Annotated in this window: 18 protein-coding genes; 11 read left to right on the top strand and 7 right to left on the bottom strand. The window is 50.3% G+C overall.

The features are described 5' to 3' along the window. Positions 1 to 16: 16 nt before the first annotated feature. The 3 genes from Kalk_RS01860 to Kalk_RS01850 all read left to right on the top strand — a co-directional run bounded on the left by Kalk_RS01860 (position 17) and on the right by Kalk_RS01850 (position 2,271). Positions 17 to 433, top strand: coding sequence for a PaaI family thioesterase (locus Kalk_RS01860; RefSeq protein WP_101896173.1), 417 nt, complete (start codon positions 17 to 19; stop codon positions 431 to 433). After that, positions 430 to 861 (top strand): PaaI family thioesterase, encoded by a 432-nt coding sequence (locus Kalk_RS01855; protein ID WP_101892588.1) that lies wholly within the window; start codon positions 430 to 432, stop codon positions 859 to 861. Before Kalk_RS01860 ends, Kalk_RS01855 begins: the two co-directional genes overlap by 4 nt. A 117-nt stretch (positions 862 to 978) precedes the next feature. Next, the gene (locus Kalk_RS01850) at positions 979 to 2,271 is read left to right on the top strand and encodes a hypothetical protein (protein ID WP_101892587.1); all 1,293 of its coding nucleotides are present in this window, start codon (positions 979 to 981) and stop codon (positions 2,269 to 2,271) included. On the opposite strand, the gene Kalk_RS01845 is transcribed toward Kalk_RS01850, so the two are convergent. From Kalk_RS01845 to Kalk_RS01835, 3 genes are read right to left on the bottom strand one after another with little or no spacing between them, the layout of a single operon-like run. Beyond that, complete coding sequence (locus tag Kalk_RS01845) at positions 2,261 to 2,884, bottom strand: LutC/YkgG family protein (RefSeq protein ID WP_101892586.1); 624 nt, start codon at positions 2,882 to 2,884, stop codon at positions 2,261 to 2,263. The genes Kalk_RS01850 and Kalk_RS01845 overlap by 11 nt on opposite strands. Continuing rightward, positions 2,881 to 4,293, bottom strand: a complete 1,413-nt coding sequence (locus tag Kalk_RS01840) for a lactate utilization protein B (protein ID WP_101892585.1) — start codon at positions 4,291 to 4,293, stop codon at positions 2,881 to 2,883. The genes Kalk_RS01845 and Kalk_RS01840 overlap by 4 nt, the downstream gene beginning before the upstream one ends. Next, positions 4,290 to 5,105: a (Fe-S)-binding protein gene (locus tag Kalk_RS01835; protein ID WP_158643261.1), complete on the bottom strand. Its 816-nt coding sequence runs from the start codon at positions 5,103 to 5,105 to the stop codon at positions 4,290 to 4,292. Before Kalk_RS01835 ends, Kalk_RS01840 begins: the two co-directional genes overlap by 4 nt. Before the next feature lie 170 nt (positions 5,106 to 5,275). Here Kalk_RS01835 and htpG point away from each other — a divergent pair, with 170 nt between their 5' ends. The 8 genes from htpG to Kalk_RS01795 all read left to right on the top strand — a co-directional run bounded on the left by htpG (position 5,276) and on the right by Kalk_RS01795 (position 12,993). After that, positions 5,276 to 7,189, top strand: coding sequence for a molecular chaperone HtpG (gene htpG / locus Kalk_RS01830; protein ID WP_101892583.1), 1,914 nt, complete (start codon positions 5,276 to 5,278; stop codon positions 7,187 to 7,189). A 112-nt stretch (positions 7,190 to 7,301) separates the two neighbouring features. Continuing rightward, positions 7,302 to 7,625: a hypothetical protein gene (locus Kalk_RS01825; protein ID WP_101892582.1), complete on the top strand. Its 324-nt coding sequence runs from the start codon at positions 7,302 to 7,304 to the stop codon at positions 7,623 to 7,625. A 12-nt stretch (positions 7,626 to 7,637) separates the two neighbouring features. Then, positions 7,638 to 8,690, top strand: a complete 1,053-nt coding sequence (locus Kalk_RS01820; protein WP_101892581.1) for an NAD(P)H-dependent glycerol-3-phosphate dehydrogenase — start codon at positions 7,638 to 7,640, stop codon at positions 8,688 to 8,690. 3 nt (positions 8,691 to 8,693) lie between these two features. Continuing rightward, complete coding sequence (locus Kalk_RS01815) at positions 8,694 to 8,975, top strand: DUF4389 domain-containing protein (protein WP_101892580.1); 282 nt, start codon at positions 8,694 to 8,696, stop codon at positions 8,973 to 8,975. Beyond that, positions 8,972 to 9,445, top strand: a complete 474-nt coding sequence (sixA, locus tag Kalk_RS01810) for a phosphohistidine phosphatase SixA (protein ID WP_158643260.1) — start codon at positions 8,972 to 8,974, stop codon at positions 9,443 to 9,445. The genes Kalk_RS01815 and sixA overlap by 4 nt, the downstream gene beginning before the upstream one ends. 109 nt (positions 9,446 to 9,554) lie before the next feature. Continuing rightward, a complete protein-coding gene (locus tag Kalk_RS01805; RefSeq protein WP_199767991.1) occupies positions 9,555 to 11,264 on the top strand; it encodes an AMP-binding protein in 1,710 nt (569 codons plus the stop codon). A gap of 102 nt (positions 11,265 to 11,366) precedes the next feature. Next, complete coding sequence (locus Kalk_RS01800) at positions 11,367 to 12,149, top strand: alpha/beta fold hydrolase (RefSeq protein ID WP_101892578.1); 783 nt, start codon at positions 11,367 to 11,369, stop codon at positions 12,147 to 12,149. Then, positions 12,139 to 12,993, top strand: coding sequence for an alpha/beta fold hydrolase (locus tag Kalk_RS01795; protein ID WP_101892577.1), 855 nt, complete (start codon positions 12,139 to 12,141; stop codon positions 12,991 to 12,993). The genes Kalk_RS01800 and Kalk_RS01795 overlap by 11 nt, the downstream gene beginning before the upstream one ends. Before the next feature lie 3 nt (positions 12,994 to 12,996). On the opposite strand, the gene Kalk_RS01790 is transcribed toward Kalk_RS01795, so the two are convergent. From Kalk_RS01790 to Kalk_RS01775, 4 genes are read right to left on the bottom strand one after another with little or no spacing between them, the layout of a single operon-like run. After that, the gene (locus tag Kalk_RS01790; protein ID WP_101892576.1) at positions 12,997 to 14,007 is read right to left on the bottom strand and encodes an ArgK/MeaB family GTPase; all 1,011 of its coding nucleotides are present in this window, start codon (positions 14,005 to 14,007) and stop codon (positions 12,997 to 12,999) included. A gap of 18 nt (positions 14,008 to 14,025) precedes the next feature. Beyond that, positions 14,026 to 16,050 (bottom strand): protein meaA, encoded by a 2,025-nt coding sequence (locus Kalk_RS01785; RefSeq protein WP_101892575.1) that lies wholly within the window; start codon positions 16,048 to 16,050, stop codon positions 14,026 to 14,028. A gap of 27 nt (positions 16,051 to 16,077) precedes the next feature. Next, positions 16,078 to 17,262 carry a MaoC family dehydratase gene (locus Kalk_RS01780; RefSeq protein WP_101892574.1) on the bottom strand — a complete coding sequence of 395 codons (1,185 nt, stop codon included), beginning with the start codon at positions 17,260 to 17,262 and terminating at the stop codon, positions 16,078 to 16,080. Between the two features lie 31 nt (positions 17,263 to 17,293). Next, positions 17,294 to 18,961 carry an acyl-CoA dehydrogenase family protein gene (locus Kalk_RS01775; protein WP_101892573.1) on the bottom strand — a complete coding sequence of 556 codons (1,668 nt, stop codon included), beginning with the start codon at positions 18,959 to 18,961 and terminating at the stop codon, positions 17,294 to 17,296. Positions 18,962 to 18,987: the final 26 nt, after the last annotated feature.

The raw sequence follows: 18,987 nt of genomic DNA, 5'->3' as shown, positions 1-18,987 counted from the left end.
AGGTGTAAAGCACAGCATGGAACTGGGCATGACACTTGAAGAGATTACGTCAGAAGGGCTGATAGTACGGCTGCCTTATTCCGATAAAATTGTGGGCAACCCGGACACGGGTGTTATCCACGGAGGAGCCATTACCAGCCTTATGGATCAGTCATGCGGGTTGGCCGTGGCTCAGGCTATCGCCCCTGATTTTGACATTACGCCCACCATTGATTTACGCATCGATTATATGAAGCCAGCAGAGCCGGGAAAGGATGTATATGCCTATGTCGAGGCCTATCGTAAAACCCGTAGTGTGGTGTTTGCCCGCGGCGTCGCCTATCAGACCAACCGTGAAGACCCTATCGCGCACTGTGTTGCTAACTTCATGCGAATGGGCTTGAGCAAGGTGCCCTGGAAATCTAACAAAAAGGATGAGGGGGCTGCCCAATGAGCATTGAATCCATCGTTCAGCAATGTCGTGAAAGCAATGATTATGAAACTCTGGTCAACGCCATACCTTACGCACGTACTATCGGTATGGGCTGTATAAAAGCAGGCGACGAGGTGATATTTACTCTACCGGCCAACCCATCCAATATCGGTAATCCTACTCTGCCTGCGATACATGGCGGTGTGTTGGGCGGCTTTATAGAGCAAGCTGCTCAGTTACATCTGCTTATGCTGATGGAGAAACCAACCTTTCCAAAAGTGATTGATTTATCTATTGATTATCTAAGTGCTGGATTGTTTCGCGATAGCTTCGCCGAGTGTAAAGTCCTGCGCATGGGGCGGCGCATCGCCAATGTATCGGTCACCGTATGGCAGGCCAAAAAGGATGAGCCGGTGGCCACAGCGCGTACCCACTTGCTACTATCGTGACAGTTGGTTAATGTATAACCTATGACACAAAGGCGCAGCGCCACAGGGCTTGGGCCACCAATAATGAATCGATTACCAATAAATCGATAGCCAAAGGGAACAGTGTAGAAAAGCATTATGGAGACCTTACTGCTCGTCATTGCTCTGTTTTTGTTTGCAGGGCTGACATTAAATTGCCTGCATCTGGCCTTTACAAAATCCCTCGGATGGGGGTTTTTGTGCTTGCTGTTTCCTCCAGCCTGGCTCACGTTCTATGGGTTTAATTGGCGAGACTATCGCGTTCAAGGGGTTGCGCACTTAGTGAGTTTGGCTGCGTTTGTTCTGTTCAGTGCTCTATACATCAGGGCCAATCCTTTTATTTTTGATGGGCATGCCTTGGCTCCGGTGCGTGATTGGGTGGCTCCAGCGTTTGGCCAGTCTCCGCTGGAGTTTTCTGCCCCCGTATTCGCTTCGGATTATGACATTAAGCGAGTTGATGCAGATGCCCGGTACAGCTATGGGCGTTATTCGGGCAAAGATCTTCAATTTCAACAAGTGGTGTTGAGCAATGGCGTGTTGCGTTTCAAACAGCTTGAAACGCAGGAGCCTGTGGAGTTGGTGATCGATCTAAGTCATTACGATATTGAGCAAGCCGGTGGTTTAGGCATGGATGTCACTCCAGATTCCCAGGTTGTCCCAGTGGTTCATGTCATGACTTTCCAAAACAATTCAGCGGTTCCGGTGGTTGAATCTTATGATCGCGGCTATTGGTTGGAGTTGATCGTGGACCGGATTGGTACCGGTCGTTACGAAGGGCAGGTGAAATTGAAGCTGCCCGATGGCAGGAAGAGTTATCTGGCGGGCATGTTCTCGGCGACCGACAAGGATTTGATGTGGGAATTCGATGAAGTTAAGCGTTCATACGACTCTAACGACACAATTGAATATATTACCGAGCAGTATCTTGTGAATAATTTGGGATCATCTTTAGATGAGGTCGTGGATTTTAACGGCACCTTTTTCCAAACCAATCTTGAAAACTCAACCGGCCACACCAACGTGCGGATTTCTATGGTGGATGGTAGCACCCATAATATTGCGATTGAGCTGTTTAAAAATGATCAAGGCTGGGTGGTGGAGCGATCACCAGTGCGGGATTTGATTAGTGCGTTACAGACCATTCAGGAACAACCACCGGCTGCCATATCATCCAAGCCTGTGTTGGTGCAAACCCGTACTTTCTCGGCAGATGAGGTTGATGAGCTAGTGGGGCTAAATGTGACTATTGTGACCCGCGATGGCAAGACTCGAGAGGGCCTTTTAGATTCAGTGGACCGCTATAATGTCTCTTTGGTGACCTATTTGGGTGGTGGGGAAGTCGCGATGATGGTGAGGCGTCGAGAAGTTAAAGAAGTTCGGCTCAAAGACTAGTTTTATCAATCAGAATGATCGTCAGCGTGCGTGGGCCGTGTGCGCCCAATTGAATGGTTTGCTCAATATCGGCGGTTCGAGAGGGGCCGCTGATTAGGTTGATTGCCCGCGGCGTTTCAATCCTTTCCTGTTTCATCAATTGCCAAACATCTTGTTTTCCCATAACGGTTCTGCCTTGCGTTAAGAGCACTACGTGGTGTTCAGGTAAAAAGTTCAAACTGGCGGGGCTGTTTGTAGACGAGTTTAATACCAGGGTTCCAGTATCCGCAATGGCGCAATACGCTACGCTCACGCCGACACAGCCTTCTGCTGCGCAGTCCAGCCCCAGCGTTGGCCACAACGAAGATTTGCTTGAGGCATCTTCGATGGAAGGAGCGAAAACCGGAGGTTGTAGCCAATTGTTTTCAACGCTCAACTCCCTGATAAGCGCCATCGCTCTATCGATGTTTTCGGCCTTTAGTACAGCTGCTCCGTTGCGGGTGGCGGCAGTTAAAAATATACCATTATCACCGAAATTGACTGCGGAGTTATCTTGTCGCGTCTGTGTGGCCGCTTGATCCTGCCTGTGATTTAACAGAGCCAGGATGGCTGTACGTGGATCTTCAGTACTCACCGATGGGTATTCTCTTTACGTTTATTTTCGTGTCTATTCCACTGAGATATAAAGGTGTTGCTGCCTGTAGGGCGAATGATTCGCCTATGTTTGCTCCACCGTTCAAGCCATCTCGGTGCATGCTTCAGCACTCGATGTAGCCAACTCAGTGCAACCTGAAACGTTCGCGGATGGGTTGATAGCCAGCCGTATATGCTTAATCCCCAGCGCCAGGATGCAGGCTCCAGCTGTTCGGTATGTTGCTGCTCCCTTAATTGCCTCAAGAGTTGGGGAAGGGGTATACCCATGGGGCATACTTCCTCGCAGCGGCCACAAAAGGTTGATGCATTGGGAAGAGGCGTTGATTGGTCAAGGCCCATTAGCAGCGGTGTCAGGACTGACCCCATCGGGCCGGGATAAACCCAGCCGTAAGCGTGGCCGCCGACGTTGCTGTAAACCGGGCAATGGTTGAGGCATGAACCACACTTTATGCAATTGAGCATTGCCTCAAAAGGGCCACCGAGCAACTCGGTGCGACCATTATCCAGCAACACAACGTGGAACTCTTCAGGGCCATCGGTATCGCCATCGCGCTTGGTGCCGTTGAAAAACGTGGTGTAAGCGCTCATGTGTTGGCCTGTTGCGCTGCGAGCCAATACTTCCAGAATGTGGGAGGCGTCTTCCATGGAGGCGACAACCTTCTCGATGCTGGCAATCACGATGTGAGTGCGGGGCAGTGTTGCACTTAAATCGCCGTTGCCTTCATTAGTTACGATGGCCACAGATCCGTTTTCTGCCACCAGTAAATTAGCACCGGTGATACCCACATCGGCAGACAGAAAGCGTTGGCGCAATATCTGCCTTGCCTCATTTACCAATTCAGATATAGCGCTCAAGTCCCTATTTGGCAGATCGTGATGCTGCTTAAAGAGATCTGCTACTTGGCTGCGCGTTTTATGGATTGCTGGTGCGATAATGTGACTGGGTGGCTCTTGGGCCAGTTGAATAATGTATTCCCCCAAGTCGCTTTCTATCAGATCAAATCCTTGTTGCTCCAGGGCGCTATTCAGGCCGGTTTCTTCACCGATCATGGATTTGCCCTTGATAATATTTCGGGCATCCGCTTTGCGGCATAGATTTATGACCGTTTGGTTCAGCTCTTGCGCCGTTGAGGCCCAATGAACATGGCCGCCACTGGTTTCGACGTTGCGCTCAAATGCCAGCAGCAGATCGTGAATATTGTTTAACGCGTAGCGTTTAGCCGCCTGCGCCTGATGCTTCAGTTGTTCAAAATCGTCCACCATTTCGATGGCCTGGGCACGCTTTGACACAAAACCATTTTGTGCATGACTCAGGGCGCTTTGCAGTTGCGCGTCGGACAATGCACTTTCAGCATTGCGCTTAAAGCGATTTGCAGAGCATGCGGTCATTCCCTTCGACCTCGATCATTACAGGCGTCGGCCAACAGTTCTGCGATATGAAAGAACTTCATATTGGTTGTTGCGTTATTCTTCAGAGTATCCAAATGCAACAAACACCCCAGATCAGCCGACACAAGGGCAGAGGCCCCTGAATCTTCAGCACATTTAAGCTTATTGTCTCCCATACGACCGGATAGCGAGTCAAACTTGGCCGCAAAGCTACCGCCAAAGCCACAGCACACCTCCTGATCCTGCATTGCAGATAGAGTAAACCCTGCCTGCTTAAGAAGCGCCTCACCGTGCTGATGGCTCTGTGTTTCTCGGCGGCACGAGCAACTGGTGTGGTATGCCAGCGTCATATGATGATTGCTGGGCGTTGAAGTCGCTTGCCAGTTTTGTTCTATCAGGAACTGGCAAAGCTCCTTTGTCTTACCGGCCAACGCTTGGGCTTTTTTTAACCAAACGGGGTCGTCAGCCAACAAGCGAGGGTAGTGGTTGATAAACATCCCCGCGCAGGAGCCAGAGGGCACAACAAGGTAGTCATAGTTCGAAAGCGCAGCGATTTGATGTTTGGCAACGGCTATGGCTTGTGCCCGGTGCCCTCCGTTGTAGGCCGGTTGTCCGCAGCAGGTCTGGTCTGGAGGAATAAAGACCTCTAAATCTAATGATTCAAGGAGCTTGATGCAGTCGAAGCCCACATTAGGGCGCAGACTGTTCACCAGGCAGCTGACATACAGTGCCACTTTAGCCTTAACGAGGGGCGTGGCGAGCTGCTTGATTACCTTATTTGGTTTGGGCTCTGTATCAGAATAATTAGGCATGTTGTTGTTTTTGTGAAGGTATCCTCCAGGATCATAGCAAAAAAATTCAATGTGAGGGCTTGATATTGAAGCCCATGTCCCCATCTAGGCTGTGTATTTTAATTCGAACATCATTGAAGTTGCGTAAAGTTACTTCATCAATCTGTTGACGTGAGGAGCGTGTTATCACCATGACTGTCGATGCCAATAAAGAAACCCTTGGCTTCCAGGCCGAAGTTAAGCAGCTGTTGCATCTAATGATCCATTCTTTGTACAGCAACAAGGAGATCTTCCTGCGTGAGTTGATTTCCAATGCTTCTGATGCTGCTGACAAACTCCGTTTTCTGAGCCTTTCTCATCCCGATATTATGGAAGGCGATGGAGAGCTGAAGATCCGTTTGGAATTCGATGCCGACAACAAAACTATTTCGTTGTCTGATAATGGCATCGGCATGAATCGTGAAGACGTGATCAGTCATCTCGGTACCATCGCTAAATCCGGTACCAGTGATTTCCTCAAGAATTTAACCGGCGATCAGAAGAAAGATTCCCAACTGATCGGCCAGTTTGGTGTGGGCTTCTATTCTGCCTTTGTTGTAGCCGATAAAGTGGAAGTATTCTCCCGTAAGGCGGGTGAGCCTGCTGAAAACGGCGTGCACTGGATTTCCGAAGGTGAGGGCGAGTTTAGTGTTGAGGCGGTTGACCGGCCCAAGCGCGGCACCACCATCGTACTGCATCTGCGTGAGGGTGAGGAAGAATTCGCCAGTAGCTGGAAGCTGCGCAGCATCATCACCAAGTATTCCGATCATATTTCACTGCCCATCGAAATGCTGAAGGAAGAAGCTCCATCTGCTGATGATGAGCAGGAAGAAAAGAAAGAAGACGCAGCACCAGAGTTCGAAGTGGTGAACAAAGCCACCGCGCTGTGGACGCGATCCCGCTCAGAAGTCAGTGACGATGAGTACAAGGAATTCTACAAGCACATCTCCCATGATTTTGAAGATCCAATTGCCTGGACTCATAACAGGGTAGAAGGTAAGCAGGAGTATACCTCTTTGCTTTATGTGCCAAAGAAAGCGCCTTTCGATTTGTATCAGCGCGAAGCATCCCGCGGTTTGAAACTGTATGTTCAACGCGTGTTCATCATGGATGACGCCGACCAGTTTATGCCTATGTATCTGCGCTTTATGAAAGGCGTGTTGGATTCCAACGATTTACCGTTGAACGTTTCCCGCGAAATTCTGCAGTCGAACCGCACGGTTGAAAACATCAGAAACGCATTGACGAAACGTTCCCTGGACATGATCAGTAAGCTGGAGCCTGAAGATTTTAAAGTGTTCTGGAAGCAGTTTGGTCAAGTGTTGAAAGAAGGCCCTGCTGAAGATCATGGCAATAAGGAAAAAATCGCTGGGCTGTTCCGCTTTGCCAGTACTCATACGGGTACCTCCGAACAGGTGGTTTCCCTGGATGATTACATCGAGCGAATGAAAGAAGGCCAGGACAAGATCTACTATATCACGGCCGAAAACTACACCGCTGCAGCCAACAGCCCGCATCTGGAAATCTTCCGTAAAAAAGGAATCGAAGTCCTGTTGATGCATGATCGTATCGACGAATGGATGATGGGCTACCTGTTTGACTTCAAAGGCAAACATTTTATCAACGTAACCAAAGGCGATTTGGATCTTGGTGAAATAGAGACGGAAGAAGATAAAAAGCAGCAGGAGGAGGTTGAAAAGACTTCTGAAGATCTGGTCAAGCGTTTGAAAGCGGCGCTGGAGCAAAAGGTGTCGGAGGTCAAAGTTTCACATCGACTGACGGATTCCCCGGCCTGTTTGGTGGCGGGTGCTTATGACATGGGGGCGCAGATGCGTCAGATCATGGAAGCAGCCGGGCAGAAAATGCCTGATAGCAAACCGACAATGGAAATCAATCCAAGTCATCCTTTGATGGAGCGTTTGAATGGAGAAGTACAGGAAGATCGATTCGAAGATCTAGCCTCCATCGTGTTTGATCAGGCGGCGTTGTCTGAAGGTCGTGCGCTGGATGATCCTGCTGAGTATGTCAAGCGCATCAATAAATTGTTGATGGAAACACTTGGCTAAAATATGAACTGGCGCCGGTGGATAACCGGCGCTATTTCTTGTTTCTCTCCGTTCCATCTTTGCGTAACCCTGTTATGATGTTTTGAGTAATTAGCAAAGAAGGGGAGGCAATGTGGTCGATTATTCAATAACTTACCCGCTTACAAGAGAAGCTGCCGAGGAACTGCGGGAGCCGCTGCTGTCTGTTGTTCTGGATCTGATCAAATCGGTTCAGGAAATGGATGAGGGTTACACACTGGTCTTTGGCAGAGAGCCTCAGGCAGTGCAACCTGCAGCTCAACTGATGCAGGTGGAGCGTGTAATGAATCCGTTCATGCGCATGTCCTTGGTTGTTGAATCTAATGAAGGCCCAGTCAAACTGGAGTTGTCAGGCCCGTCGGGTACCAAAGAATTTTTGTACTCTGAATTTGGTTTGAAACGTTGGATTTTATCTTAACTGGATGCTTGCATGAACTCCGATGCTAAAAAGGTTGCCGTGTTGGGCGGAGGCAGCTTCGGCACGTCGATCGCCAACATTCTTGCCGACAATGGACACCAAGTGCGACTGTGGATGCGTAATCAAGACACTGTCCATGATATCGCTACAATTCACGAGAACACCCGCTATTTGCCGGGTAAAAAGCTCAACCCCTCAATAATACCCACAACATGCCTTGAAACCGCAGTTGTCAGTGCCGACCTATTGTTTGTTGCTATCCCCAGTAAAGCCTTTCAGAGCGTGGTGCGTGATGCTGCGCAATGGCTGAATGAGGATCAAATTCTGGTCAGTACCACAAAAGGTATTGGTGAGGATGGCTTCAAACTAATGAGTCAGATTCTGGAAGAAAACACGCCTTGCAAATATATTGGGGTGTTGAGCGGCCCAAATTTGGCAAAAGAGGTTGCTGAGCGCACTCTGACAGGGTCGGTTATTGCCAGTGAGCATGAAGAGGTGCGTCTGGCGGTGCAGCAGACCCTCTCTTGCGGTTATTTTCGTGTCTACGCAAACAGTGATCGCTTTGGGGTGGAACTGGGCGGCGCACTGAAAAACATTTACGCTATTGCGTCGGGCATGGCGGCCGCCTTGGGTATGGGTGAAAACACCAAGAGCATGCTCATCACGCGTAGCTTGGCAGAAATGAGTCGTTTTGCTGCCCGCTTGGGGGGTAACCCTATGACCTTTCTGGGGTTGGCTGGAGTAGGGGATCTGTTTGTTACCTGTACATCCCCCCTTAGCCGCAATTATCAGGTAGGTTACGCATTAGCACAAGGCAGGCAGTTGGAAGATATTCTGGCCACATTGGGTGGCACTGCTGAGGGTGTGAATACCATTCGGCTTGTAAAAAAACAGTCCGAAGAGTTAGAAGTTTATATGCCATTAGTGCATGGGCTATATGATATTTTGTTTGAAGGCAAAGAGCTGAAGGATGTCATCAAAAAGCTAATGCTGGGTGAGCAAAACAGCGATGTAGAATTCGTGCTGCCCGGTCCGGACAAGCTGGCGAACCTAAAAAGGGGTTAATCCATGAATGAATCACCACAGGAAAAAGATCCTCTATTCCTAACTGCGCTGTATATGATCCTGTTTTATTTGATTTTTGTTTTGGCTGGCTATGTGTTGATCGGGCTGGGTGTGATTCAGGTTGCCGTACGCCTGCTTTCCGGGCAAGCGCAGGATGAATTGAAGCGCTTTGGCGCAAGCTTTGGGCTCTACATGTCTCAGATTGTTGATTATATTTCGATGAAATCCGATGTGAAGCCTTATCCGTTCAACGAATGGCCTGCACAGGATGATAAAAAGCGGTGACCCGGTTATACGTTATGCGTCACGGCGACGCCGAAAGTTCAGCACGCACCGACTCAGAGCGCCCTCTCTCGGAGCAGGGCAAAGCCGAAGCCGCATCGATGGTTCAATATCTGATAGCCGAGCCACCCGTCAATCTGCTAGTTAGCCCTTATTTGCGCGCTCAACAGACTGCCGCTATTGTGCTATCGGGTCTGGAAAAAAACGGTTTTAAGCCGGATGTGCAGACAACTCCCAACATTACCCCGGATGACAATCCACGGGAAATCATCGCAAAGTTATCGGACATGTCTGATGGCCCACTCATGATAGTCAGTCACAATCCGTTTGTTAGCCTGTTGGTTAGCTTATTAACACAGGGGCATACGCAGGTTGGGATGGCCATGGCGACCGCTTCGATCGCTTGTGTAACTGCCGATGTTTGGGAATTAGGGGCTGCCGATCTGCATTGGTACAATACCCCCTCTATTTAGGCCATTCTGACAAGTTGAGTTTTACGCTCCATTCCTTCATAGTCAACAATTACAGCCTATTTGTACCCCCCTGAATCGTAATTGGAAAATAAGAAAGAGTAGATGACCTATGAGTGCTACCGCCAAAGTTAAGCCCGCCAGAGACGTCAAGATCAACACAGGCATACCTCTGCCGCTGGAGCGTTTCTATCACTGGGAAAAGCACACCCCCACGAAAATTTGTTATACCCAGCCCCTGGGCGATGGGGTGATTTCAGATATAACCTGGCAAGAGGCTGGTCAGCAGATCCGTTCTATGGCCGCCTACCTAAAAAAGATTGGTGTGCAGCCAGGGGATAATGTGGCACTTATTTCCAAGAACTGTGCCCATTGGATAATGGCGGATCTTGCGATCTGGATGGCAGGCGGCGTCTCGGTGCCTCTGTATCCAACACTGACAGCGGACAGCGTCCGTCAAATCATGGAACACAGCGAGTCAAAGTATCTGTTCGTTGGTAAGCTCGATGACTGGCCCGACATGGCAGCGGGTGTGCCAGAGCATGTGTCTTGTATTAGTTTTCCTCTCAGCCCGGACAACGAATTTCCCACTTGGGACGAAATTGTTGCATCCACCGAGCCGATGCAGGAAAGTCCATCCAGAAACCATACTGAGCTTGCCACAATAATTTATACCTCCGGAACCACCGGCATGCCAAAAGGGGTGATGCATACATTTAACAGCATTGCGTCAGGCGCCAGCCAGGCAGCCAATATTTACGAGGCGGATTCTGATGATCGTGTGCTCTCGTATTTGCCTTTGTCACACGTGGCGGAGCGTATGGTGGTTGAGATGATGCAATTATACCAAGGCATGCATGTGTTCTTCGCCGAATCACTGGATACCTTTGCTTCGGACTTACAGCGCGCCCGCCCGACTATTTTTTTCGCCGTACCACGTATTTGGGCCAAGTTCCAAGCGGGTATTTTTGCCAAAATGGATGAGCGTAAACTGAATTTTTTGTTGAAAGTGCCTTTGGTCTCGGGCGCTATCAAGAAAAAGTTGCGTGAGGCGATTGGCCTGGATGACGCACGTCTTGCCTTTAGCGGTGCAGCGCCCATATCAGGTTCGTTATTGGACTGGTACAAGAAATTGGGCATTGAGATTCTTGAGGTTTACGGAATGACCGAGAACATGGGGTACTCCCATAGTTCGCGTCAGGGAATGGGCCGGGTAGGGTATGTGGGGCAGGCTAACCCTACAGTTGAAGTAAAAATAGGGGATGGTGGTGAAATCCTGGTGCGCTCGCCAACCACTATGGTCGGATACTACAAAGAACCTGAAAAAACGCGTGAATCATTGAACGAAGAAGGATTTCTTCGTACTGGTGACGTGGGGGTTGTCGAGCCCGATGGTAGCTTGAAAATCACAGGCCGTATCAAAGAGATATTCAAAACCAGTAAAGGCAAGTATGTTGCCCCGTTTCCTATTGAATCCAAATTACTGGCCGATGCGCACGTTGAACAATGCTGCGTGGTAGGCAATGCTATGCCGCAGCCCATTGCGTTGGTGGCTTTGGCGGAGGCAGATTTGGCAGCACTGAAGAATGGGGCGAGCCGCGAGCAAATACATCAGGATTTACTGCAACTCTATGATCGAGTGAATGCCCAGTTGGATCCACACGAGAAGTTAAAAACCATCGTGGTGGCAAATGGCGAGTGGTCCATTGAGAATGGCATCATGACGCCAACGCTCAAGATCAAACGTAACGTATTGGAATCGCGTTATGAAGATCGTATCGAGAACTGGTACGATTCAAAAGATAAAGTTCAGTGGGAGTGATCCTTCTGACTAAAGCGGTGCCGGGGCGGCTCAGTTATCTGTGTCGCCCCTCGTTGCTTTTGGTGTCGTATTCGGTGTTGTGATAGTTACGTAAGGCGCAGTATGTTAATCAATTTTGCTCATGCCAACGGCATTCCTGCCGCCAGTTACAAGCCTTTGTTTGAACAGCTTGCACCACATCATGTAATGTATAACGCCAGTTATGGGCTTGATCCTGCGTTCCCTGTTACCAATAATTGGGTTCATCTTGCTGATGAGATGATTCATTTTGTTGCGCAAAATGCGAATGAGCCGGTGCTCGGAATAGGCCATTCATTAGGGGCGATTCTCACTTTTATTGCAGCATCTAAGCGCCCGGATCTGTTTCGGGGAGTGTTGATGCTGGATCCGCCTTTGATATGGGGGCGATTGGGTTGGGGCGTTAAACTGGCTAAATTGATTGGTAAAATCGATGATATTACACCGGCCGGAAAATCCAAGCACCGTCGATCCAGCTGGCCTGATCGGGATGCGGCTATAGAATACTTTGCCTCTAAAAAGCTGTTTCAGTTTGAGCCTCGCTGCTTCGAAGCATTTTGTGACTCGGTAATTGAGCCAGCTGATAAAGGATCTGTTAAACTGTCCATTGGTGTTGATACCGAAGTAGCTATATTTCGCACCACTCCTGATAACCTGAAATCCTGTACACGCCCCACGGTGCCCATCAAGGTGATTTACGCTAAACAGAGTGATGCGTCGTTTGCCCGTTGTATCGAGCCATTCTGCCAATACTTTGGTATCGAGCGTCAAACCATTGATGGACAGCATATGTATCCACTACAGCAACCAGACCTCACGGTGTCATTGATCCATGAATTTATAGGCGGTCTTAACCATGCTGACTGAAGAAATACGAATCGACGTTGCTGGGCATGAGTTGGCAGCAAAGCAGTGGGGTGACGCAGACAAGCCTGCCATCATCGCGTTGCATGGCTGGCTGGATAACGCTGCGACCTACGATCGACTGGCACCGATGCTGTCGGATTACAGAATAATTGCATTGGATTTTGTCGGCCACGGCTTCAGTTCTCACCGCCCTGAAGGTATACGTTATCACATGCTTGATAACATCGATGATGTTATCGGTTTGGCTGACGGTTTGGAGCTGGAGCGCTTTATTCTAATGGGCCATTCCATGGGCGCTGGTGTATCCACTATGCTGGCCGGTGCCTTTCCTGAACGAGTTCAGAAACTGATCTTAATCGAGGGCATTGGCACCAATACCAGCGCTCCGGCGGATGCCCCTAGTATATTAAGAACGGCAGTCGCGGATATGCGCAAGGCCGGAGCCAAACGTAAACCTGTTTACGAAACCAGAGAAGAGGCGGTGCAAGCCCGCATGAAGGGGATTGGAGGTATCAGTTACGAGGCCTCCATGAGTTTGTGTGGTCGCGGGCTGCAGGAGGTGGCCGGTGGGTTTACCTGGCGTTCAGACCCGAGGCTGAAGATGTCTTCTGCGATTCGGCTCACTGAGGATATGGTTCGGGCGTATCTTAAGAAATTATGCATGCCTGCTTTGCTGGTAACGGGTAGACACAGCTTTTTTGCGGCCAATGATATTCTGGCGAAACGAGCCAGTCTGATACCTGGGCTGGAGCATGTGGATCTTGATGGTAATCACCATCTGCATTTGGAGCCAACCACCTACAAACCCGTGGTTTCAGTTGTCAGGCAGTTTCTGGAAAAGTAAGTTCTATTTCAGATGAGATTGGATTAGCCGAAGTGCCATCTGCTCTTGTTCTTCGTAGCTGTAAACATCATCTTGTTCACGCTGCATACTTTCACGATTAGTGATTAACTCGAGCCCGAATTCACCATACCTGCGTTGAATGCTTTTCTTAAGGTAAAAGGTTTCTGCCTGTTGCCACGGCCGGATGGGTTTGGTGGCCAGGATGTGATTGGCCAACTCGTCGATGCCTTTCCCTTTCAGGGCACTGGTTAAGAATATGTGATCCTTTGCAGACTGTTGATAGTCATCGTCAGCATGCAAATCCACCAGTTTTGCTTGTTTCAGTGAACTCCTCAGCATGTGATAGCTGCTTCTGGCCAGCTTTTCCTCATCACATTTATTCACTATAAAACTGTCGGGAATCTCCATAATGCCACATTTCATAAATTGGATTTGGTCGCCAGCCAGTGGCTGCATGACCAGAAACGTGTGATCCGTCATGTATTGAATGTCGATTTCGTTCTGCCCAATGCCCACGGTTTCAATGATGATGTAATCAAAAAGGTGTCGTAAAACGCGACAGGCCTGAAACGTCGCTTCTGTTACTCCGCCTAATTCGAGGTTGGATGCCTGGGATCGAAAGAACAAACGCTCTTCTTTTTTACCGTAATGCATACGGGTGCGGTCACCCAGAATGGAGCCCCCGGAAACCTGGCTGGATGGATCGATCGCCAACACTGCGATAGTGATGTTGGTGTCCATGGTCATTAGTTTGCGACACAGCTCAGCGATTAAAGAAGACTTGCCAGCACCGGGTGTACCGGTGAATCCAAGGATTGTCGCTTTGCGTAAGAACTGATCTGGGTTGTTTCTGATGTAGTGGTGGATCGCCTGTCGCTTGGCTGCGCTTTCGGGCAGTTTGCTCTCGAACAGGCTGATGAGCTTGGCTAATGGCCATTTTTTTAGAGAGCGAGCCTGGGTCAGTTTTTCTACCCAGGCTTGCTCCAGTGGTTTGGTTTGCGCTTGATCACCCATAGGAAAATAGCGTTGCGGTTAGGCGTTACGCTGTTTGTTTTCCATAACGATGTCCATGATGGTATTCATGATGTCCATCAGGTCGTAATCCTTGGGTGTGAACACTTGTCGGATGCCTTTTTTGTGCAGTTCGGGTATGTCTGCCTGGGGGATGATGCCTCCCAATATGACCGGTATTGCATCTTTGGCACCTTCTTTGTCCAACTCCTGCATCAACTGTTCGATGATTTCGTTGTGAGAGCCTGACAATAAGGAGATGCCAATAACGTCGACATCCTCTTCAATGGCGGACTGCACAATATCCACCGCACTCAAGCGGATGCCAAAGTAAATCACATCAAAACCGGCGTGACGGGCGGCTACAGAAATCATTTCTGCACCGTTGGAGTGCCCATCCAGGCCTGGCTTGCCAACAACAATGCGGGGTCGATGACCAAACTCTTCCATAAACTTCGCTACTTTTTCGCGCACCGTTTGCAGCTTGTCGTTTTCCAGTGAGAGGGTTTGACCTTCTACGCCAGTAGGTGGTCGATACTCGCCGTACACCTCACGCAGAGTGGCTGACCATTCGCCAGTGGATACGCGGGCATGGGCGCACGCGATTGACGCTGCCATCAGGTTCTTGCCAGCTTTGGCGTCGTCCATCAGCTGTTTCAGGCAGGCTTCCACTTTGCTGTTGTCACGTTTGGCTTTGGTTTCCAGCAATGCGTTAATCGTTTCAGCGGCTGAGTCTGGGTCTACTTTGAACACACCACCGTCGGCGGCATCCAGCAGGGGTGAGGCGATGCCATCGGCCCAACGATTTTTGCCAACAACAATTTGTTCGCCGGTGTTGATTTTTGCCATGCGCTCGGATTGTGAAATCACCAGTTGAGACTTCATGTATCCGGTCTTGATGGCTTCTACACCACCGCCGGCATCGAGAATTTTTTGAATTTCAGCTTTGGCCTTGGTTTTAAGGTCATTTACTTTGGATTCCACCACCAGAGATCCGTCGAACAGGTCTGGGTATTCCAGCAAATCGGTTTCGTAGGCCAGAATCTGCTGCAGACGCAGGGACCATTGCTGATCCCAGGGGCGGGGCAGGGAGAGCGCCTCATTCCATGCCGGTAGCTGCAGTGCCCGGCATCGTGCATTGCGAGAAAGCGTGACACCCAATGCTTCTATTAAGATGCGCCACGCATTATTCTCGGGCTGCTCTTCTGTGAGGCCCAGCGAGTTCACCTGCACACCGTAGCGGAAGCGTCGATACTTAGCGTTTTTTACGCCATACCGTTGCTGGCAAATCTCATCCCAAAGTTCAGTGAAGGCGCGCATTTTGCACATTTCTTCGACGAACCGCATGCCAGCGTTCACAAAGAACGATACCCGCCCTACGCAACGTTCGAAGTCCTCGTCGCTGAAACAATTCCGTTCTTTAATGGCATCCAATACCGTGATTGCGGTCACCAGAGAATACGCCAGTTCCTGAACCGGCGTTGCGCCTGCCTCTTGCAAGTGATATGAACAGACGTTGGATGGGTTCCATTTTGGAATGTTGTTCAAACAGTATTCGTACATGTCCACGATGAGCTTGATGGACTGATCCGGCGGAAACACGTAGGTGCCCCGTGCCAGGAACTCTTTGATCAGATCGTTTTGGGTCGTGCCCTGCAACTTAGCCAGATCAATGCCGCGCTCTTCGGCCAGGGCAATGTAAAGCGACAGTAGCCACATGGACGTGCCGTTAATGGTCATGGAGGTGTTGATTTCATCCATGGCCATTTGATCAAAGAGAATGGCGAAATCGTCCAGGGTATTGATGGGTACGCCGACCTTACCGATTTCGGGGCGGGCGATATCCTCATCTGAGCTGTAGCCGCACTGGGTGGCCAAGTCAAAGGCGATGGATAGACCGGTTTGGCCTTTCGCCAAATTGCTGCGATAAAGTTCGTTGGATGCGCGGACATTAGTGTGCCCAGCGTAGGTGCGGAAAATCCAAGGGCGGTCTTTGCCGGGTTTGCCGTCCTGATCGTAAATGATGTGCTCTTTTTTATCGCTCATAGGGGTATCCAGATAACTGTACTTGGCTTAACCGCGTTTTTTAATCACTAGACGGCGTTCGATTTCAAAGATTTTGTCTGTGATTTTATCTTTGCCCAGTGCTTTTTTATCGTTCTCTTTGATAAACAGATCGGCTCCGTGCTTTTCTAATGCCGCAGCCGACGTGATGTTTTTAACGCCAATAAATTGCAGGGTCACCACGCTGGCGTGATCTTGCAGTTCTGCGGGGGCATCCTCAACTGCCAATATTCGGGTCAACGCAAATACGGTGTCTCCGGCAAAGGCGGGTTGCGTATGGTAGCCCTCTGTAAAGCCTAGCTCCCAAACTGCGTTCTCCGATAGATCGCGGCTGGCCAGACCTTCTAACCATGCGTACACCAAGCCGCCGTACACAATGGGGTTGCCGCTCATTGGGCCGCTGAGGCTCTGGCTGAAAACCTTGTCGTAATGTAGGGGATGTGTGTTGCCAACCTGGTAGGTCAGGGCGAAATGTTCATCGCTGATGGTACGGCCGTTGTTGTGTACGATGATATCGCCGGGGCTGAAGTCCTCGGCGTAGGTATTCCAGCCGGTAACCGATTTGGTAGCGTGGCGCAGAGCGGTGGGTAGTGCTTCTGGCAGGTTGACCGATGCATCTTCCTGCCAAGGGAAAGCAGGTACTTGGCCTTCTGCGACAGGTACAGTGGGCAGACGTTCGCCACGATAGGCCACCATCAATTTCCGTTCGTACTGCAGTACAACTTCGTCGCGTTGATTAAGGCCCAAGGTACGAATGGTAACGATGCCGGGTTTGTCGGCACCGCGTTCCTTGCGATCCACAACCATGGTCATGGCTCGGACAGTATCGCCCGAATACACTGGGTTCAGGAACTGGGCGTTGTAGTAGCCCAAATTAGCAATCACTTTCTCGGAATCATTCTGAACGCCCAGCGACAGTACCACGTTGAATACCATCTGCGGGGATGCTGGCATCTGGTTAAAACCGTGTGCCTTAGCGTATTCCAAATCCAAATACAGTGGGTTGCACTGCATATAGGTTCGCGAGAACGAATCGATGTTGGACTGGGTGAATGAAAAGCCCCGCGGATGCACAAATAATTGCCCTGGCACGTACTCTTCGAGGTAGCGGCCATATTGCGGGTGGCGTACGCTATCGAGGTTAACGTCGGCGCCCGGCGCAAGTTCAGTTTGTGCAGAAAATTTGATTGCCATACTGTGTTCCTTATCGATTGAACTGCGATGCTTATGCCGCGTTATCCACCAGTGCCTTTGCGATCACTTTCAGAGCCAGGGTTTCTTCGGCGCCCTCGAAAATTGACAGCACTCGGGAGTCGATGAAGTAACGACTTACTGAGGATTCTTCTGCGTAGCCCATGCCGCCGTGAATTTGCATGGCTTCGCGGCACAACCATTCAGATGATTTGCAGGAATAGAGCTTAACGAGGCTGGCTTCCATCTGGCCTTTGCCTTCGTCCATCAGGCGGGCAACATGATAGGTGAACTGTCGCGACACTTGCAGCATCATGGCCATGCGTGCGATTTTCACCAGGGTCAGTTGATATTCGCCAATGGCCTTGCCGAATACTACGCGCTCCCTTGAGTAATCCAGCGCGCGCTCAAACGCAGCCTGCATTACACCTGTGGCGCGTGCAGCGGTTTGGATGCGGCCACCTGCAAAACCGGCCATGGTGTAATAGAAGCCTTTGCCGATGCCTTCTGCGCCACCCAACACGTGAGAATCAGGCACAAAGTAGTTATCGAAGAATACGGTGAAAGAGTGCATGCCCCGATAGCCAATGGTCGATATAGCCTTGCCGGTAATGGTGCCCCCATTGGGTTGTTCGTAGGCAAAAGCATGCCCGGGGGATGTCGGTTTTTCTACCAGGAACATGGTGAGGCCTTTATGGCCGGAACTCATGTCTGGGTTGGTGCGGGCCAGTGTTAGTAACACGCCAGCACGACCGGCGAAGGTACACCAGGTTTTTTCGCCGTCCAACACCCAGCCACCGTCTACCTGGGTCGCCTTCAGTTTCATGGATGCCACATCAGAACCGAAGTTGGGTTCGGTTACTGCAACCGCGTTCAACGGCTCGGCCTGCGCCAGTTTGGGCAACCAATGTTGTTTCTGTTCTTCGGTGCCACCTTTAAGCAGCGCTCGGGCCATGATCTCGGGACGGGTGATCAAGCTGCCTGCTGCGCCCAGCGAGCCACGGGAGAGTTCTTCGGTAACGACGATCATGCCCAGGTTGTCTTCGCTGTCGTCTGGCTGGATGCCACCGTATTGCATAGGAATAGACAGACCAAAACAGCCCAGTTCAACCAACGGTTTCAGTATCTCGTCGGGGATGTCGAGATCTTTGGTGTGAATGTGCTCCGCCAATGGCATAACCACATCGGTGGCGAAGGCACGGAACTGATCCCGCATCATTTCCTTCTCATGATCCAGCATATATTCGCCGGTGAAGCCTTCGTTTTGCAGGATGGCCTTACCAACGGCCTCTAGGCTTTCGGTGGACAGGTATTGGTTGATGAATGCGTCGACTTCATCGGAATCCAGGGTGGCGGCCAGTTGCTCACGGGTAAAGCCGTAGTCAGCCCGACGTGCATTGAAGCGACCACGCACATTTTGCAATGCTTCTGCTGCGTACTGCAGCGCCAGGCGTTCTTCGATGCGATCTGTTTCGCCACCTTTTGCGGCTGAAACCTGATCGCTGTAACCCAGCATGACTTTGGCAGCGGTGATCTCAGCTTCACAGTATGCGACTTCGTAACAAGCCAGTTGCTTCTCATCCAGTTTGGAGCCAGACACACGGCCATCGACGCTGCTGCAGGCTTTCAGGTGGCTGAGAGCAGCGTTTAATGAGGTCTGAGCTTGGTCGATCAGGGTACGTGCTTGTTCGATAGAAGACATGTGGATCTCCGTTGAATGGGTAGTAC

The sequence above is a fragment of the Ketobacter alkanivorans genome (assembly GCF_002863865.1).
Classification (GTDB): domain Bacteria; phylum Pseudomonadota; class Gammaproteobacteria; order Pseudomonadales; family Ketobacteraceae; genus Ketobacter; species Ketobacter alkanivorans.
Note: the sequence above shows the minus strand (reverse complement) of the source record. Positions and strands in the feature narration are given on the sequence as shown.

Excerpts from the sequence above, each read along its gene's own strand:
- Kalk_RS01860 (WP_101896173.1), top strand. The coding sequence starts at position 17 with ATGGAACTGGGCATGACACTTGAAGAGATTACGTCAGAAGGGCTGATA.
- Kalk_RS01855 (WP_101892588.1), top strand. The coding sequence starts at position 430 with ATGAGCATTGAATCCATCGTTCAGCAATGTCGTGAAAGCAATGATTAT.
- Kalk_RS01850 (WP_101892587.1), top strand. The coding sequence starts at position 979 with ATGGAGACCTTACTGCTCGTCATTGCTCTGTTTTTGTTTGCAGGGCTG.
- Kalk_RS01840 (WP_101892585.1), bottom strand. The coding sequence starts at position 4,293 with ATGACCGCATGCTCTGCAAATCGCTTTAAGCGCAATGCTGAAAGTGCA.
- Kalk_RS01835 (WP_158643261.1), bottom strand. The coding sequence starts at position 5,105 with ATGCCTAATTATTCTGATACAGAGCCCAAACCAAATAAGGTAATCAAG.
- htpG (WP_101892583.1), top strand. The coding sequence starts at position 5,276 with ATGACTGTCGATGCCAATAAAGAAACCCTTGGCTTCCAGGCCGAAGTT.
- Kalk_RS01820 (WP_101892581.1), top strand. The coding sequence starts at position 7,638 with ATGAACTCCGATGCTAAAAAGGTTGCCGTGTTGGGCGGAGGCAGCTTC.
- Kalk_RS01815 (WP_101892580.1), top strand. The coding sequence starts at position 8,694 with ATGAATGAATCACCACAGGAAAAAGATCCTCTATTCCTAACTGCGCTG.
- Kalk_RS01805 (WP_199767991.1), top strand. The coding sequence starts at position 9,555 with ATGAGTGCTACCGCCAAAGTTAAGCCCGCCAGAGACGTCAAGATCAAC.
- Kalk_RS01800 (WP_101892578.1), top strand. The coding sequence starts at position 11,367 with ATGTTAATCAATTTTGCTCATGCCAACGGCATTCCTGCCGCCAGTTAC.
- Kalk_RS01795 (WP_101892577.1), top strand. The coding sequence starts at position 12,139 with ATGCTGACTGAAGAAATACGAATCGACGTTGCTGGGCATGAGTTGGCA.
- Kalk_RS01790 (WP_101892576.1), bottom strand. The coding sequence starts at position 14,007 with ATGGGTGATCAAGCGCAAACCAAACCACTGGAGCAAGCCTGGGTAGAA.
- Kalk_RS01785 (WP_101892575.1), bottom strand. The coding sequence starts at position 16,050 with ATGAGCGATAAAAAAGAGCACATCATTTACGATCAGGACGGCAAACCC.
- Kalk_RS01780 (WP_101892574.1), bottom strand. The coding sequence starts at position 17,262 with ATGGCAATCAAATTTTCTGCACAAACTGAACTTGCGCCGGGCGCCGAC.
- Kalk_RS01775 (WP_101892573.1), bottom strand. The coding sequence starts at position 18,961 with ATGTCTTCTATCGAACAAGCACGTACCCTGATCGACCAAGCTCAGACC.